This window comes from Streptomyces sp. NPDC007264, from assembly GCF_042869095.1.
Classification (GTDB): domain Bacteria; phylum Actinomycetota; class Actinomycetes; order Streptomycetales; family Streptomycetaceae; genus Streptomyces.
The window spans coordinates 407,062-421,371 of record NZ_JBIAFD010000003.1; the positions used below are offsets into that span (position 1 = coordinate 407,062).

General features: G+C 73.4%; 11 protein-coding genes. 4 read left to right on the forward strand and 7 right to left on the reverse strand.

All coding sequences use genetic code 11. The features are described from left to right. Window positions 1-26: 26 nt before the first annotated feature. The 4 genes from ACFYMU_RS06875 to ACFYMU_RS06890 form a co-directional block, all read right to left on the reverse strand. The gene (locus ACFYMU_RS06875; protein WP_388368925.1) at window positions 27-2,840 is read right to left on the reverse strand and encodes a SpoIIE family protein phosphatase; all 2,814 of its coding nucleotides are present in this window, start codon (window positions 2,838-2,840) and stop codon (window positions 27-29) included. Between the two features lie 81 nt (window positions 2,841-2,921). After that, complete coding sequence (locus ACFYMU_RS06880; RefSeq protein WP_388368928.1) at window positions 2,922-3,809, reverse strand: serine/threonine-protein kinase; 888 nt, start codon at window positions 3,807-3,809, stop codon at window positions 2,922-2,924. After that, on the reverse strand, window positions 3,806-5,632 hold the full coding sequence (locus ACFYMU_RS06885) for an ABC transporter ATP-binding protein (protein ID WP_388368930.1): 1,827 nt from the start codon (window positions 5,630-5,632) through the stop codon (window positions 3,806-3,808). Before ACFYMU_RS06885 ends, ACFYMU_RS06880 begins: the two co-directional genes overlap by 4 nt. Before the next feature lie 364 nt (window positions 5,633-5,996). Continuing rightward, the gene (locus ACFYMU_RS06890) at window positions 5,997-8,429 is read right to left on the reverse strand and encodes a SpoIIE family protein phosphatase (protein WP_388368932.1); all 2,433 of its coding nucleotides are present in this window, start codon (window positions 8,427-8,429) and stop codon (window positions 5,997-5,999) included. 225 nt (window positions 8,430-8,654) lie between these two features. Between ACFYMU_RS06890 and ACFYMU_RS06895 the strand changes: the two genes are divergently transcribed. Next, window positions 8,655-8,867: a DUF2892 domain-containing protein gene (locus ACFYMU_RS06895; RefSeq protein ID WP_388368935.1), complete on the forward strand. Its 213-nt coding sequence runs from the start codon at window positions 8,655-8,657 to the stop codon at window positions 8,865-8,867. Window positions 8,868-9,090: 223 nt separating this feature from the next. Beyond that, window positions 9,091-9,486 carry a peptidase inhibitor family I36 protein gene (locus tag ACFYMU_RS06900; RefSeq protein WP_388368938.1) on the forward strand — a complete coding sequence of 132 codons (396 nt, stop codon included), beginning with the start codon at window positions 9,091-9,093 and terminating at the stop codon, window positions 9,484-9,486. 300 nt (window positions 9,487-9,786) lie between these two features. On the opposite strand, the gene ACFYMU_RS06905 is transcribed toward ACFYMU_RS06900, so the two are convergent. Beyond that, on the reverse strand, window positions 9,787-10,770 hold the full coding sequence (locus ACFYMU_RS06905) for an RNA polymerase sigma-70 factor (RefSeq protein ID WP_388368941.1): 984 nt from the start codon (window positions 10,768-10,770) through the stop codon (window positions 9,787-9,789). Between the two features lie 177 nt (window positions 10,771-10,947). On the opposite strand from ACFYMU_RS06905, the gene ACFYMU_RS06910 reads away from it, so the two are divergent. Then, entirely contained in the window at window positions 10,948-11,433 is a 486-nt protein-coding gene (locus ACFYMU_RS06910) for a carboxymuconolactone decarboxylase family protein (RefSeq protein ID WP_388368944.1), read from the forward strand. Window positions 11,434-11,535: 102 nt separating this feature from the next. On the opposite strand, the gene ACFYMU_RS06915 is transcribed toward ACFYMU_RS06910, so the two are convergent. Next, window positions 11,536-12,771 (reverse strand): glycosyltransferase, encoded by a 1,236-nt coding sequence (locus ACFYMU_RS06915; protein WP_388368947.1) that lies wholly within the window; start codon window positions 12,769-12,771, stop codon window positions 11,536-11,538. 87 nt (window positions 12,772-12,858) lie between these two features. Further along, window positions 12,859-13,803 (reverse strand): AraC family transcriptional regulator N-terminal domain-containing protein, encoded by a 945-nt coding sequence (locus ACFYMU_RS06920; RefSeq protein ID WP_388368950.1) that lies wholly within the window; start codon window positions 13,801-13,803, stop codon window positions 12,859-12,861. Window positions 13,804-13,946: 143 nt separating this feature from the next. On the opposite strand from ACFYMU_RS06920, the gene ACFYMU_RS06925 reads away from it, so the two are divergent. Next, window positions 13,947-14,264 (forward strand): putative quinol monooxygenase, encoded by a 318-nt coding sequence (locus tag ACFYMU_RS06925; RefSeq protein WP_388368953.1) that lies wholly within the window; start codon window positions 13,947-13,949, stop codon window positions 14,262-14,264. Window positions 14,265-14,310: the final 46 nt, after the last annotated feature.

A 14,310-nucleotide genomic window follows, 5' to 3' on the forward strand; every position in this document is an offset into this window, starting at 1 on the left:
CCTTTGCCGGATCCCGCACGTGCCGCTCACGGTGCGATGTCGTCGCTCTCCCAGGCTCCGCCGAGCGCCGCACCCTCACCGAGCAGGATCCCGCCGAGTTGCTCCGCCGACGGCGCGGCACCGCCGTGCAGGGGCTGCTCGGCCCAGATGACCTTTCCGGTGGGCGTGTAGCGGGTGCCCCAGCGTTCGGCGAACTGGGCGACCAGGAAGAGGCCGCGGCCGCCCTCGTCGGTGACGCCCGCCCGGCGCAGCCGCGGCGAGGTGCTGCTGCCGTCGGCGACCTCGAAGATCAGGGTGCCCGCGGCGGACCCGCTGACCGGCTCGGTGCGGATCAGCCGCACCGTGATGGGCTCGGCACCGTAGCGGATGGCGTTGGTGATCAGCTCGCTGAGGATGAGTTCGGCGGTGAAGGCGTTCTCCTCCAGGCCCCACTCCGTCAGCCGGCGCGCACAGGCCCCGCGCACCGGGGCCACCGCCGCGGGGTCGCCCGGCACCTGCCACTCGGCGATCTGCGCCGGGTCCAGCCTGCGGGTGCGGGCCACCAGCAGCGCGATGTCGTCCCTGGGCCGGTCGGACAGCATGGCCTCCATCACCGCCGCGCAGGTGGCCTCCGGCGCGCGGTCGGGCCCGGTCAGAGCATCGCGCAGGGCCCGAAGGCCGGCGTCCGGGTCGCGGTGGCGGTCCTCGATCAGGCCGTCGGTGTACAGCACCAGCCGGGACCCCTCCGGCACGGTCAGCTCGGTGCTCTCCACGGGCAGGCCGATGCCCAGTCCCAGGGGCGGCGACACGGGCACCGGGGGGAAGTCCACGGTGCCGTCGGGACGGACCACCGCCGGTCCCGGATGGCCCGCGGTGGCGATGGCCAGCCGCCCGGAGGTGGGGTCGTAGACGGCGTACAGACACGTGGCGCCGGTGATCCCCTGCCCGTCCTCCCCGGCGGCGGCCTCGTCGGCGTCGATCTGGGCCACCAGTTCGTCCAGCCGGGTCAGCAGTTCCTCCAGGGGCATGTCCAGGCCGGCGAAGTTGTGCACGGCGGTGCGCAGCCGGCCCATGGTCGCCGCGGCGTGCAGCCCGTGACCGACCACGTCCCCGACCACCAGCGCCACCCTCGCCCCGGACAGCGGGATGACGTCGAACCAGTCGCCGCCCACGCCGGCCTGCGCGGGCAGATAGCGGTAGGCCACCTCCAGGGCACCCTGCTCGGGCAGCTCGCGCGGCAGCAGGCTGTGCTGCAGCGTGACGGCCATGGTGTGTTCGCGGGTGTAGCGGCGGGCGTTGTCGATGCACACCGCCGCGCGGGCGGCCAGTTCCTCGGCGAGGGACACGTCCTCGCCCTCGAACGGCGGGGAGGCGCCCGTCCGCCAGAAGGCCGCCGTCCCCAGGACCACCCCGCGCGCCCGCAGCGGGACCACCAGCAGGGAGTGGAAGCCGCGCTCCAGGATGCGCCGGACCCGTTCCGGGTCCTGGTCCCCCGGGCCGCCGGCGGTGCGCAGGTCCTTGACCAGCACCGCCCCGCTCTCCGCCGTGCCCTCGCCGACGGCGTGGGGGGTGACGGAGCCGATCAGCTCTCCGACGGGATGCAGCGGCGGGCCCGCGCCGGGACCGGCGACGGCGGCCAGGCGCATCCCGGCGGTCCCGCCGGCGGACTCCTCGCCGTGCAGGACCGGGTCCAGGAGCTCGACGGTGACGACGTCGGCGAACCGGGGCACCGCCACCTCCGCCAGTTCCCCGGCCGTGCGCCGCACATCCAGCGTGGTGCCGATCTCCACCCCGGCGTCGTAGAGCAGCTTGAGCCGTTCGCGGGCTCCCTCGGCCCGTCCGGTGAGGGCCCGCAGCTCGGTGGTGTCCCGGAGCGTCACCACGCTGCCGCGGGGCCCGTGCGGTGCGGTGAGCCGCTTGTTGACCGCCAGGAGCCGGTCGCCCGCCAGGTGGACCTCGTCCGTGGCCGGGCGGTCGGAGGCCAGCAGCCCGGCGAGGTCCGCCTCCAGCCCCAGACCGGTGACCTGGCGCCCCTCCGCGTCCGCCGGCAGGTCCAGCAGTCGTCGCGCCTCGTCGTTGGCCAGCAGCAGCCGGCCGTCACCCCCGACGATCAGCACCCCTTCCCGCACGGCGTGCAGGACCGCGTCGTGGTGCTCGTACATCCGTGTCATCTCGGTGGGGCCCAGGCCATGGGTCTGCCGCCGCAGCCGACTGCTGACCAGACCGGCCCCGCCCGCGGCGATGAGGAGCGCCCCGGCCGCGCCGCCGAACAGGACGGGCAGCTGCCGGTCGAGCCGGTGCTGCACCTTCTCGACCCGGACGGGGGCGGAGACGATGGCGACGACCGAGTCGTGGGTGTCCTTGACGGGGACGGCCGACACCACGGAGAGCCCCAGGGTCCCCTTGAAGGTCCTGGTGAACGCCTTGCCGGCCGCCGCCTCCGCGTAGGGGCCGATGACGCGCCTGCCGATCTGCCGCGGGTCGCTGTGGGTGAGGGTGATGCCGTCCAGGCCGTACACGATGATGGCGTCGACGCCCGCGGCCTTCCGGGCCGCCTCGGCGTGCGGCTGCAGCACCGCGCTCGGATCGGGGCCGCGCAGCGCCGCCACGATTCCCGGGGCGTTCGCGAACGTCTGCGCCGCGGCGAGCGTCCGGCTCCGGGCGTCCGCCATGGTGTCCCGCCGGGCCTGCACCACCAGGGCCACCAGCGCCGCGGTGACGATCAGCGCCACGACCGCCAGCTGGAGCAGGAAGACCTGGCCGGCGAGGGTGCGCATGCTCAGCAGGAAGCGCAGGCGCCGCCGGGTCTCCCCCGGCGCACCGGACACCGGGCGCCCGAATCGACCTGAATCTCCCCTCATGCTCCCTTTCTATCGCTTTCTTCCGCTTCTGGAACGCCGACCGCGAGACGGCCACGGCGGGCCCGGCGTTCGGCGGGGCGCTCACCGGCGGCGCGCGGGCAGCAGCGAGTCGAAGATCTCGGCGATGCGGCCGATCGCCGGCCGGGCGGCCGGGTCGGGTTCGAGGCAGGCGTCGATGACGGCGGCGAGCGCATCCGGCAGCCGACGCCGGGTGCCCACGCGCGGGGCGCGGCCCTCCAGCTGCGGGTACCGGCGCACGCCACCGGGGGTGCCGCGGCGACTCGCAGAATCCGTGGAGCCGTACGCGCCACCGATGGAGAAGGGAATGCCGCCGGTGGCGGCCTCGTACAGGGTCACGCCCAGGCCCCACACGTCTGCGGCGGCGGAGAGCGTCCCGCCCCGCGCCTGCTCGGGGGCGAGGTAGCAGGGCGTGCCGATCCCGGCGTTCGCGGGGCCGGGCGGACGGGCGACGCTGAGGTCGAGCAGCTTGGCCCGCCGGCAGTCGACGACGACGTTGGACGGCTTCACATCCAGGTGCAGCAGGCCGCGGCCGTGCAGGTAGTGCAGTGCGGAGCACAGGTGGAGGCCGAGGAACGCGAGGTCGGTGGCGGACAGCCGGTGCCGCAGGCGGTCGATGAGGTGCGCGACGGTCTCTCCGGCCAGGGTCTCCAGGACCACCAGCGGCTCGGGGGCCTCGACGGTTTCGTAGGCGCGGACCAGGTGCGGGTGGGTGAACGACTGGAGCCAGCGGCCCTCGCGCAGCAACCGTTCCCGCAGCCGCCGTTCGTGCCGGCGGTCCGGGCGCAGCACCTTGACCACGCACCGGCACTCGCGTTCATGGCTCCATGCGTCGTACACGTCGAGCCAGCCGGTCCGGGTGAGGTGCGCCAGGACGTCGTAGCCGGGGGCGGGGGCCGGCCCCGGGGGCAGGGGCGGGGACGGGGCCGCCCTCGGACGCGGTCGGCTCACGGGACGGCCTCCACCGCGGGTGTCCCGGCCGTGACGGCCTGCAACCGGTACAGCTGGGCGTAGGCGGCACCCCGGGCCAGCAGTTCGTCGTGCGTTCCGCGCTCGACGACCCGGCCGTGATCCAGCACCAGGATCTCGGTGGCGTCCCGGGCCGTGAGCAGGTTGTGGGAGATGACGATCGTGGTGCGTCCGTTCATCAGCCGGCGCAGCGGCTCCATGACGCGTCGGCCCGACTCGGCGTCCAGCCCGGTGGTCGGCTCGTCGAGGACGAGCACGGGCGCGTCGCGGATCATGGCCCGGGCGATCGCCAGACGCTGGCGCTGGCCACCGGACAGCAGTCGGCCGCGCTGGCCCACGACGGTGTCGTAGCCGTCCGAGAGTCGGGTGACGAAGTCGTGTGCGTCCGCGGCCCGGGCCGCCGCGATCATCTCGTCCTCGCTCGCGTCGGGACGGCCGTAGAGGATGTTCTCCCGCACAGTGCCGTGCAGGACGAGCGTCTCCTGCAGCACCACGGCCACGTTGGCGCGGACATCGGCCGACCGCAGCTCCCTCAGGTCCGTGCCGTCGAGCCGGACGGTGCCGCGTGCCGGGTCGTAGAAGCGCAGCAGCAGTTTCACGGCCGTGGTCTTTCCCGCTCCGCTGGCCCCGACCACCGCGAGGACCTGGCCGGGCGACACGCGGAACGACACGTCGCACAGCGCGGGCCGGTCGCTTTCCGGATAGCTGAAGCCGATCCGGTCGAACTCCACCTCGCCACGGGCGCGTTCCAACGGCACGGCGGCGACGGGTTCGACCACCTGCGGACGCTGGTCGAGCAGTTCGATGATGCGTTCCGCGGAGGCGGACGCCGAGTAGAAGGTGTTGTTCAAGCGGGAGATGCCACGGATCGGTCCGTAGAGCTTGCTCAGCAGTCCCACGAAGACCAGCAGTCCGCCGAGGGTCAGGCGGCCCCGCGTGAGCTCCCAGGTGCCCAGGCCCAGGACCGACAGGGCTCCGGCCACCTCGATGAAGTCGACCAGCGGCCCGAACACGGCCCGGATCCTGGTCGAGGCCATGGTGGCGTGGTAGCGACCGAGGTTCTCCTGGTGGAACCGGTGGTGCTCCCGCTCCTGTTGGTTGTACGCCTGCACGAGCGCGACATTGCCGAGCGTCTCCTCCGCGACCGCGCTGACCGCGCCGCTGCGCCGGCGGCGTTCGCGGGACGCGGCCTTGGCGAGCCGGGCGAAGTGCCGGGCCGCCCACCAGAACAAGGGCACGACGACGAGGGCGTAGAGCGTCAGCTCCCAGCTCAGATAGAACAACAGCCCCAAGAAGACGACGAGCCGCATGACGTACCAGAGGGCCCTGGACACCCCCGAGAGCAGGAAGGTCTCCACGGTGTCGACGTCGCCGGTGACCCGGGAGAGCACGTCGCCGAGCCGCCGCCGCTCGAAGAAGCCCAGCGGGAGGCCCTGGACGTGCCGGAACACGTCCGACCGCAAGGAGAGCAGGAAACGCTCACCGACCCAGGTGGTCGTCACGTCGTCGGCGAACGAGAGGAGGCCCGACACGAGGCTGAGCCCCACGTATGCCGCCGCGATGGGCAGGAAGGGGCCCAGGTCGCGCGGGACGAGTACGTCGTCCACCACCACCTTGAACAGCCAGATCTCGGCGGCGTCGACGGCAGGGCCGATCACGCAGAAGGCCAGGATCAGCACGAGCCAGCGCCGCCCGCCGCGGGTGTAGGGCCAGAAACGCCGGAACACCTCCCGCGGTGGCACGGGCGGTGCGGCGGCGACGAGCTGTTCGTCCGCCACTTCGGCGACGACGAGAAGCCGTCGCACGGCGGACCGCACGCCCCGGGCCCCCGGGCGGCCGGAGACCGACCGGCCCTCCGGGCCCGGAGGCGCTGGTGTCACCGGTGGTCCGACCTGGTGTCGGTACGGCGGTTACCGCGGTTGTGGTGGTCGGTGTTCGTTCCTCTGCGCGTCGTGTCCGTGTTGCGCCTGTTGTTGCCCATGGCAGGAGCCAGGTGCCCGAAGAGCGACATCTCGTTCCCTCCTCCAGACGGCCTCTCAGGGTGTTTTGATCTATTTTATTCCTTTGTCCCGAGGTCCGCGCCCCGCGCGGGACTGCCACAATCCTGATGGTCAACACCTCTGCGGCCATGGAAGTTGACGGCCTATCAGGTTCCTCGGACCCTGCGCGTCAGATCCGTCCGGGCTCTCCGGACGGCCCCGGGAGTGCCTGCTCGCACCAGATGACCTTGCCGCCCGGGGTCTGCCGGGTGCCCCAGCGCTGGGTGAGCTGTGCGACGAGCAGCAGGCCGCGGCCCCCCTCGTCGAACACCCGGGCCCGACGCATGTGCGGCGCGGTGCCGCAGCCGTCGAACACCTCGCAGATCAGCGTCCGGTCCCGGACGAGCCGCAGCCGGATCGGGGCGTCGCCGTAGCGGACGGCGTTGGTGACCAGCTCGCTGACCACCAGCTCGGTGACGAACGACGCCCCCTCCAGTCCCCACTGGCGCAGCCGGCTCACGGCCTGCGCGCGGATCCCGGACACCGCCTCGGGGTCGGCGGGCACGTCCCAGGTGGCGACCTGGTCGGAGTCGAGACGCCGGACCCGGGCCAGGAGCAGGGCGGCGTCGTCGGCCGGCTGGTCCGGACGACCGGGCAGCAGCGCCTCGATCACCCGGTCGCTCAGGGCGTCGGGCGATGCCTCCCCGCCCGCCAGCTCGTGCAGCAGCCGCTTGAGCCCCACACCCATGTCGTGCTCCCGGGACTGGATCAGGCCGTCGGTGTAGAGCGCGAGGAGGCTGCCCTCCGGCAGCTCCACCTCGAGTGACTCGAACGGCAGTCCGCCCAGTCCCAGCGGGGGCCCCGGGGGCAGCTCCAGGAAGGCCGCCGTCCCGTCCGGCCGGACCACCGCGGGGGGCGGGTGCCCGGCACGGGCGAGGCAGCAGAGGCCGGTGACCGGGTCGTAGACCGCGTACAGGCAGGTGGCGCCGAGGTCCCCCGGCGCGATCGCCTCCGCGCCGGTCTCCGACTCGAAGGTCAGCCTGATGACGAGGTCGTCGAGCCGGGTGAGCAGCTCGTCGGGAGCCAGATCGACGTCCGCGAGGGTCCGGACCGCGCTGCGCAGCCGGCCCATGGTCGCCGATGCCTGGAGACCGTGGCCGACCACGTCGCCCACGACGAGCGCCACCCGCGCCCCCGACAGCGGTATCACGTCGAACCAGTCGCCGCCCACGCCGAGCGCCGGGGCGCCCGGGAGGTAGCGGAAGGCGGCCTGCACCGCGGACTGGTCGGGCAGCCGCTGCGGCAGGAGGGTGCGCTGCAGCGTCAGGGCCGCCGTGTGCTCGCGCGTGAAGCGCCGGGCGTTGTCCAGGCAGACGGCGGCCCGGGCGACCAGTTCCTCGGCGAGGGACAGGTCCTCCCTCTCGAAGGGCTCGGGGTGCCGGGACCGGATGAAGACCACCACGCCCAGCGTCGTGCCGCGGGCGTTCACCGGAACGACGATCCAGGAGTGGAATCCGTACTCCTCCGCCTTGGCGAGGCGCATCGGATCCTCGGCCACCCAGGACCTGGCCTCGGACATGGTCCGGTACAGCTCGGAACGCCCGGTGGCCAGGCAGCGGGCCTGCGCCGAGTTCACCGTGCAGGTGTCCACGTCGCCGACCCTGACCACGGCCTCCGGCTCGCCCGTCCGCACGGACCGGTGCGCCACCCGGCGCAGCACGGCCCCGGTGACCGGCCCCGGCGGCGGCACCTCACCGCTGAGCAGCGCCTCCACGAGGTCGACGCTCACGAAGTCGGCGAGGCGGGGCACGGCCAGGTCGGCCAGTTCCTGTCCGGTGCGCCTGACGTCCAAGGTGCTGCCGATGCGGGTGCTGGCCTCGTTCAGCAGGGCCAGCCGCTCCCGGGCGCTGTACTGCTCGGTCGCGTCGATCACCGTGTTGCACAGGCCGACCAGCCGGCCGGAACCGTCGCGCAGCGGCGAGGCGGAGGCGGTGAAGCACCGGTCGTGCTCGGGATCGCCCTTGGTACGCCCACGGACGGGGACGCCCTCCTCCGCCCGCCCCGTCTCCAGCACCCGGCGCATCCGCGCCTCCCACTCCGGGACGTCGTCCCCGCTGAGAACGGCGGACAGGCCCCGCCCGATCCGCTCCTCGTCGGGCACGCCGGTCATGCGCCGCATCGTCTCGTTCTGCCGTACGAACCGCAGGCCCGTGTCGTAGACCGTCACGGCCACGGGGCACCCGGACAGGACCCAGTCGGCCAGTGCCCGCTCCGTCGCACCCCGCTCGTCGCGCTCCCGGAACAGCAGCCACAGCGGTCCCGAGCGGTCACCGCCCGTGCATCGGCAGGCCATGACCGGCACCCGCAGACGCCGGCCGTCCCGGTCCCGCACCTCGGCACTGCCGTGCCACTCCTCCGGGCCGGCCGACCAGTCGGCCCGCACCCCCAGCAGATCGGCGGCCGGGCGGCCGACGGCCCCCGTGGCATCGCAGCCGGTGAGCAGGGCCGCGGCGGCGCTCCACGCCACGACGTACCCCCGCGCGTCCGCCACGGCCAGCGGCGTGACCGGACTCGCGCCGCGCCGGTCCGCCTCGCCCGGCGGCGCGACGTGGGGCTCCTTCATCACTCCAGCGTCGCCCCGGGCCGGTGCGCAATCAACCAGGGGAGGACCGGGGCACGGCCGGTGCGTCCGGGACCGATGTCCTCGGAGTGGGGCCGTCCGGCCCCTGTCGTCCGCCCTGCCGAGGAGGGAGCGTGTCCCACGAGGCTGATGGAGCGGCTGCGGCCATGTGCTTCCGGTGGCCGAGGGGGATCCGACGCCCGTTGTGACAGGGAGAGTGAGACGAGCATGCTGAATTTCCTCGGCAGCCAGAACGGCCGCGCGGTGCGGGCGATCCTGGGCGTGGCCTTCATCGTCATCGGCGCCACGCTCGGCGGGGCCTGGTGGGCCCTGGCGGCGGTGGGCCTGCTTCCGCTGGCGACGGCCGTCCTGGACGTCTGTCTGATCGCCGGGCTGGCGGGCCGGCCCGTCTCGGGCAAGGCTCTGCGCGCCGGACACTGAGCCGCACCGCTGCTGCGGGGACCGCCCACCGGGCCGTCCCCGCAGCGCCTCAGCGCGACCGGCGTTCCCGCACGTCAGAGCGTGGGACGTCCCGCGATGTCGTCACTCCGCCGGTGGTCCTGTACCGGCCCTCTCGCCGTCCGCACCCTGGTGCACGACAGCGCAGGCCGGGCGGTACGGCAGAGCACCGGGCCGCTCCCAGGACCGACGGAGACGACACCTCATGAACGCACGCAGGCGCATCGGCATCGGCATCGCAACCCTCGCCCTGCTGGGCGGAACGACGAGCGGCATCGCGGCGGCGGCCGACCAGGGTGCCGTCGGCACCCGGGCCACCAACTGGCACGGCTGCCCGGCGGGTTACCTGTGCGTGTGGCCGAAGAAGAACTTCAAGGGCCACATGCAGAAGGTCAAGGCCAACAACCGCAACCTCGCCCAGTACGGCGGGGCCTTCAGGAACGGTGTCCGGTCGGGCGTGAACCACGGCCGCAGCTGCGACGCCGCGCTCTACCGCAAGACCAACTACCGCTCCTACATCGGCATCGCGAAGCGCGGCGCCATCGACGGGAACGTGGCCGGCTACCCCGTCCAGTCGAACAAGTGGGTCAACTGCCGCTGAAGCGGGCCCGCTCGCGCCCGGCGGCGGCACCGTCGCCGGACGTCCCTCGCCGGGCGTCCCTCGCCGGACGTCCCTCGCCGGGCATCCGTCGCCGGGCATCGGGCCTCGCCGGGGTCGCCCGTCTCCTCGGCGATCGCCGCGAGTTGCCACAGCACCTGGGTGACGTGCACCCGCAGGCCGTGTCGGCGGGCGAGCTCCAGGAAGGTCAGGAACCGCCGCCGGGCCTCGCCGCGACACCGCCGGCCCGGTCGGCAAGGTCGGCTGACCAGGGACGGCGGCGCGCTTCCGGGGGCACGGGCGTCAGCGGCGCAGGGCCGTCTCGTGCCGCATGTGCGAGAGCTTCTCGGGGTTGCGCACGGCGTAGAGCCCGGTGATGAGGCCGTCGTCGACGTGCACGGCCACGACGGTGTCGAGCGCGCCGTCGAGCCGGAGCATCAGCGCCGGGTGGCCGTTGACCTGCGCCGTCCGCAGGGACAGCGCGGCGCTCACCCGGCCCAGCCCGGCGGCCAGCAGGCGGGCGACCTTGTCGGCCCCCACGACGGGCCGCAGGACCGCCTGCTTGACTCCGCCGCCGTCACCCAGGAGGACGACGTCCGGTGCGAGGATGTCGAGCAGGCTCTGCAGATCGCCCGTTTCGACCGCCCGCCGGAACGCGTCGAGCGCGTCCTGCGTCTCGCCCGGCGAAACGGCTCCACGCGGCCGGCGCGCGGCGACGTGCGCCCGTGCCCGGTGCGCGATCTGCCGCACCGCGGCCGGGCTCTTGCCGACCGCTTCGGCGATCTCGCCGTACCCGAGGTCGAACACGTCGCGCAGCACGAACACCGCCCGCTCGGTGGGGGTGAGCGTCTCCAGCACCAGCAGCATCGCCATCGACACGCTGTCGGCCAGTTCGACGTCCTCGGCCACGTCCGGGGTGGTCAGCAACGGCTCGGGCAACCAGGAACCGACGTACGACTCCCTGCGGCGGCCGAGCGTACGCAGTCGGCTCAGCGCCTGGCGCGTGGCGATCCGGACCAGGTACGCACGCCGGTCCCGCACCGTGCCGAGGTCGACGGCCGCCCACCGCAACCAGGTCTCCTGCAGGACGTCCTCCGCGTCGGCGGCCGAGCCGAGCATCTCGTAGGCGACGGTGAACAGCAGGTTGCGGTGCAGGACGAACGTCTGGGTGGCGGGGTCCGTGTGCCCGGCGCCGAGGTCGAGGTCGGGGTCGGCGCCGGCGTCGGCGTCGGCGTCGGCACGTCGACCGGCCGTGTCCCGTGTGCGATCGCTGCGCTGGCTCTTCACCGGCTGCTCCTGCCTGTCCGCTCCCGACGATGCCACGCGCACAAGACGCCGGTCCCCGCGGCCTTGTGACACACGCGAGCGGTGGCGCACGTCACACGGCCGTCCCGTCACGGGGGGCGGGGCGCCGGCATCTCGTGGTCGTCACCTGCACGACCCCGAGTGAGTGAGGACGACGTCATGGACGCCCGATTCGACATGTTCGCCGACGAGACCGCCACCAGGTTCGCCAAGCGGTTCGCCAACGCCGCCCTGGTGATCCACCAGTCGTCGCTGCCCCGGTCCACGCAGGAGCTGGTGTCGCTGCGCGCCAGCCAGATCAACGGCTGCGGCTGGTGCGTCGACATGCACACCAAGGACGCCGCGGCCGCCGGTGAGACCTCGGTCCGGCTCAACCTGGTCGCCGCCTGGCGCGAGTCCACCGTGTTCACCGAGGCCGAGCGGGCGGCGCTGGCACTCGCGGAGGAGGGCACCCGGCTCGCCGACGCCCACGACGGCGTGTCCGACGAGACCTGGGCCGAGGTGCGCAAGCACTACGACGACGAAGGGATCGGCGCGCTGGTCGCCCTGGTCGCCCTCATCAACGCGGCCAACCGGCTCGCCGTGATCGTGCGCCAGAAGGGAGGCTCCTACGAGCCCGGCATGTTCGCCGCCGCCCTCGACTGACCGACGGACGCGTCCGCCCCGGCCCGGGACCATCCGCCCCTGGCCGGGCCGCGCCCGGGACAACGCCCGGCCCGACGCCCCGCCCGCGCCCGCGCCCGCGGTTCACGCCGGCACGGGCCGCCCTTCCCGGTCGGCCTCGTCGAGCAGCAGTCGCGCGGCCACGTCCGCCCCGTCGGTGCGGATGGCACCGGCCACGGCCCTCGCCCGTGCGCGGGTCTCGGGGGTCAGGGCCCTGCCGAGCGCGGCCGACAGGGACTCGACGGTCGGGCTCGGGCCCTCGTGGGCGGCGCCGATGCCCAGTTCGTCCACCCGGGCGGCCCAGTGCGGCTGGTCCACGAACTGGGGTACCACCACCTGGGGCACACCGGCCAGGGCGGCCTTCGTCGTGGTGCCGGCACCACCGTGGTGCACGACGGCGGCCACCCGGCCGAACAGCGCCTGATGGTTGGTCTCGCCGACGGCGAAGCAGTCGTCCCGGTCGTCGATCAGGGCCAGGTCGGCCCAGCCACGGGAGAGCAGGACACGGCGGCCGTGCGCCCGGACCGCCTCGACGACCACCCTGGCGAGGTCCGGCGAGAGGCGCATGGCCACGCTGCCGAAGCCCACGTACACCGGCGGTGGGCCGGCGTCCAGGAACGCCTCCAGCTCTTCCGGGAGCGGGCGTTCGTCCGGCAGGATCCACGCCCCGGTCTGCACGAGGTCGAGATTCGTCAGGCTCCGCCACGGTGCCAGGACGGGATCCGCCGCGAGCAACGCCCGGTCGGTGAGGACGTGGTCGCGGACGTTGTCCACCGGTGGCAGGCCGATCGCCGCCCGGTGGCGGTTGAGCGCCTCGCCGTACAACGCGTTCACACGCCGGGCGTCCTCGTCCCACAGCACCTTGAGGTCGGTCTCCTCCGGCGAGGACTGCTTGCCCGGCCGCGCTCCCGGAGGGAAGTGCCGCGAGGGCAGTCCGAACGTGTGGAAGCAGGCGAGCCTGTAGTGGACGCCCAGTTTCTCGGCCACCGAGCGGGCACCTGCCGGCATCAAGCCGGTCGCCAGCAGCACATCACATCCCTCGGCCGCCGCGGTGAGGGTCTCGAACCGTGCGGCGACCAACTCGGCCGCGACCCGGAACGCGTCCGCCGTCGTCGGCGCCCTCCCGCCGGTCACCACCGAACGCACCGACGGGCCGAGCGGCACCAGCGGCACCCCCACACCGGCCAGCAGCGCGGCGAACTCCTCGTCCGGCGGCGCGCACACCTGCACCTCCGCGCCCCGTTCCCGTAACCGCACCGCGAGTCCCGCCAGCGGTTCGACGTCCCCGCGCGATCCCCATGTCGACAACAGCACACGCATGCCGCAAAGCCCTCGTTTCCCCAGGTTCTGGTGTCGGCCGCCCATCTTGCGGCACGGCCCGGGTCTTGCCGCAAGCCCCCGGGTGCGCTATAGGTTGAGAGTGGCAGGGAGTGGGTCTCCTTGCCTTTTCCTTTTGCCGTCCGCGGGAGTGCGCACGGTGCTCCGCAGGCGGGCCGCGTCCTGGCTCGGGGGTGCGCCGAACTGGCGGCGGTACTCCCGGCTGAACTGCGACGGGTTGTCGTAGCCGACGCGGTGGCCGACCCCGGTGACGTCGCCGGGGTGGGTGGCGAGGAGCAGCCGGGCCTCCTGGAGCCGGATCTGCTTCTGGAACTGGATCGGGCTCATCGCGGTCACCGCCTGGAAGTTGCGGTAGAAGGCGGAGACGCTCATGCCGGACATCCGCGCCACGTCCTCGACCCGGAAGGATTCCGCGTAGTGCTCGCGGATCCAGCGCACGGCCCGGGAGACATGGCTGAGCCCACTGTCGGCCAGACCCAACTGGCTTACCGCGGCGCCCTGTTCGCCGGTGATCAGGCGCCACAGGATCTCGCGCTTGATCAGAGGCGCCAGCACGGTCCGGTCGCGGGGTTCGTCGAGGAGGCGCAGCAGCCGGACCGCCGCGTCGAGCAGTGCGGGCGGGGCGTCGCTGACGGCGATGCCCGACGGTGTGCCGCCGCCCGCGCGGGGCGTGTCGCCGGGACCGGCCTGGAGCAGCAGTTCGGCGACGGCGGACGGTTCCAGCGTGAGACCGAAGCCGAGGGCGGGCTGCTCGGGGGCGGCCTGGGTGAACTGTCCGGTGACGGGCAGGTCGACGGAGGCGACCAGGTACTGCCCAGGACCGTACGCGTAGACGCGGTCGCCCAGGGCGAGCCGTTTGGCGCCCTGGGCGATGACCGCGAGCACCGTGCCGGACATGGAGGGCTCCGGCGGATCCGGCCGGTCGACCCTCGAGATGAGGACGCCGTCGACGGCCGTGGTCCCGTCGGGACGCGCGTGCCGGGCCAGCAGGGTGCGCAACTCGTCGAGGTACATGCGTCCATTGCAGCACCGTGCGACGCCACGGCTCCCGAGCTTGCGAGGATCATGCAAGTACAAGCGAGCATCGTTCTAACGTTGCCGCAGGTCAGACCAGTTGAATGGAAACACTTCACTCCCCCACCGAGAAGAAGGAATCCATGACCGTGACCTACGGCTTCAACGCCACCCTGACCGCCGGGCCGGGAATGGGCGACCGACTGGTCGCCCTGCTGCTGACCGGTCTCGACGACGGCAGCCCCGGCGCGAGCGAACACTGCGTCGTCTATCTGGTCTCCCGCTCCGCGTCCGACCCCGACGTCGTCCACGTCACCGAGGGCTGGACCAGCGAGGAGGACCACCACCGGATCTTCGCCGGCGAGGCCGCCCAGGCCATCGTGGGGCAGATCGACGGACTGCTGGCCAAGGAGCCCGAGTACACCGACTACGTCCCGGTCCGCGGCAAGGCCGCTTTCTGAGGCCGCTTCCTGAGGCCATGGGCCGACCCCGCCCTCGTCCGACGCC

What these genes read in the sequence shown, in the direction of transcription:
- ACFYMU_RS06910 (WP_388368944.1), top strand. Translation starts at nt 10,948, where the DNA reads ATGGACGCCCGATTCGACATGTTCGCCGACGAGACCGCCACCAGGTTC.
- ACFYMU_RS06920 (WP_388368950.1), bottom strand. Translation starts at nt 13,803, where the DNA reads ATGTACCTCGACGAGTTGCGCACCCTGCTGGCCCGGCACGCGCGTCCC.
- ACFYMU_RS06890 (WP_388368932.1), bottom strand. Translation starts at nt 8,429, where the DNA reads ATGAAGGAGCCCCACGTCGCGCCGCCGGGCGAGGCGGACCGGCGCGGC.
- ACFYMU_RS06875 (WP_388368925.1), bottom strand. Translation starts at nt 2,840, where the DNA reads ATGAGGGGAGATTCAGGTCGATTCGGGCGCCCGGTGTCCGGTGCGCCG.
- ACFYMU_RS06895 (WP_388368935.1), top strand. Translation starts at nt 8,655, where the DNA reads ATGCTGAATTTCCTCGGCAGCCAGAACGGCCGCGCGGTGCGGGCGATC.
- ACFYMU_RS06915 (WP_388368947.1), bottom strand. Translation starts at nt 12,771, where the DNA reads ATGCGTGTGCTGTTGTCGACATGGGGATCGCGCGGGGACGTCGAACCG.
- ACFYMU_RS06900 (WP_388368938.1), top strand. Translation starts at nt 9,091, where the DNA reads ATGAACGCACGCAGGCGCATCGGCATCGGCATCGCAACCCTCGCCCTG.
- ACFYMU_RS06925 (WP_388368953.1), top strand. Translation starts at nt 13,947, where the DNA reads ATGACCGTGACCTACGGCTTCAACGCCACCCTGACCGCCGGGCCGGGA.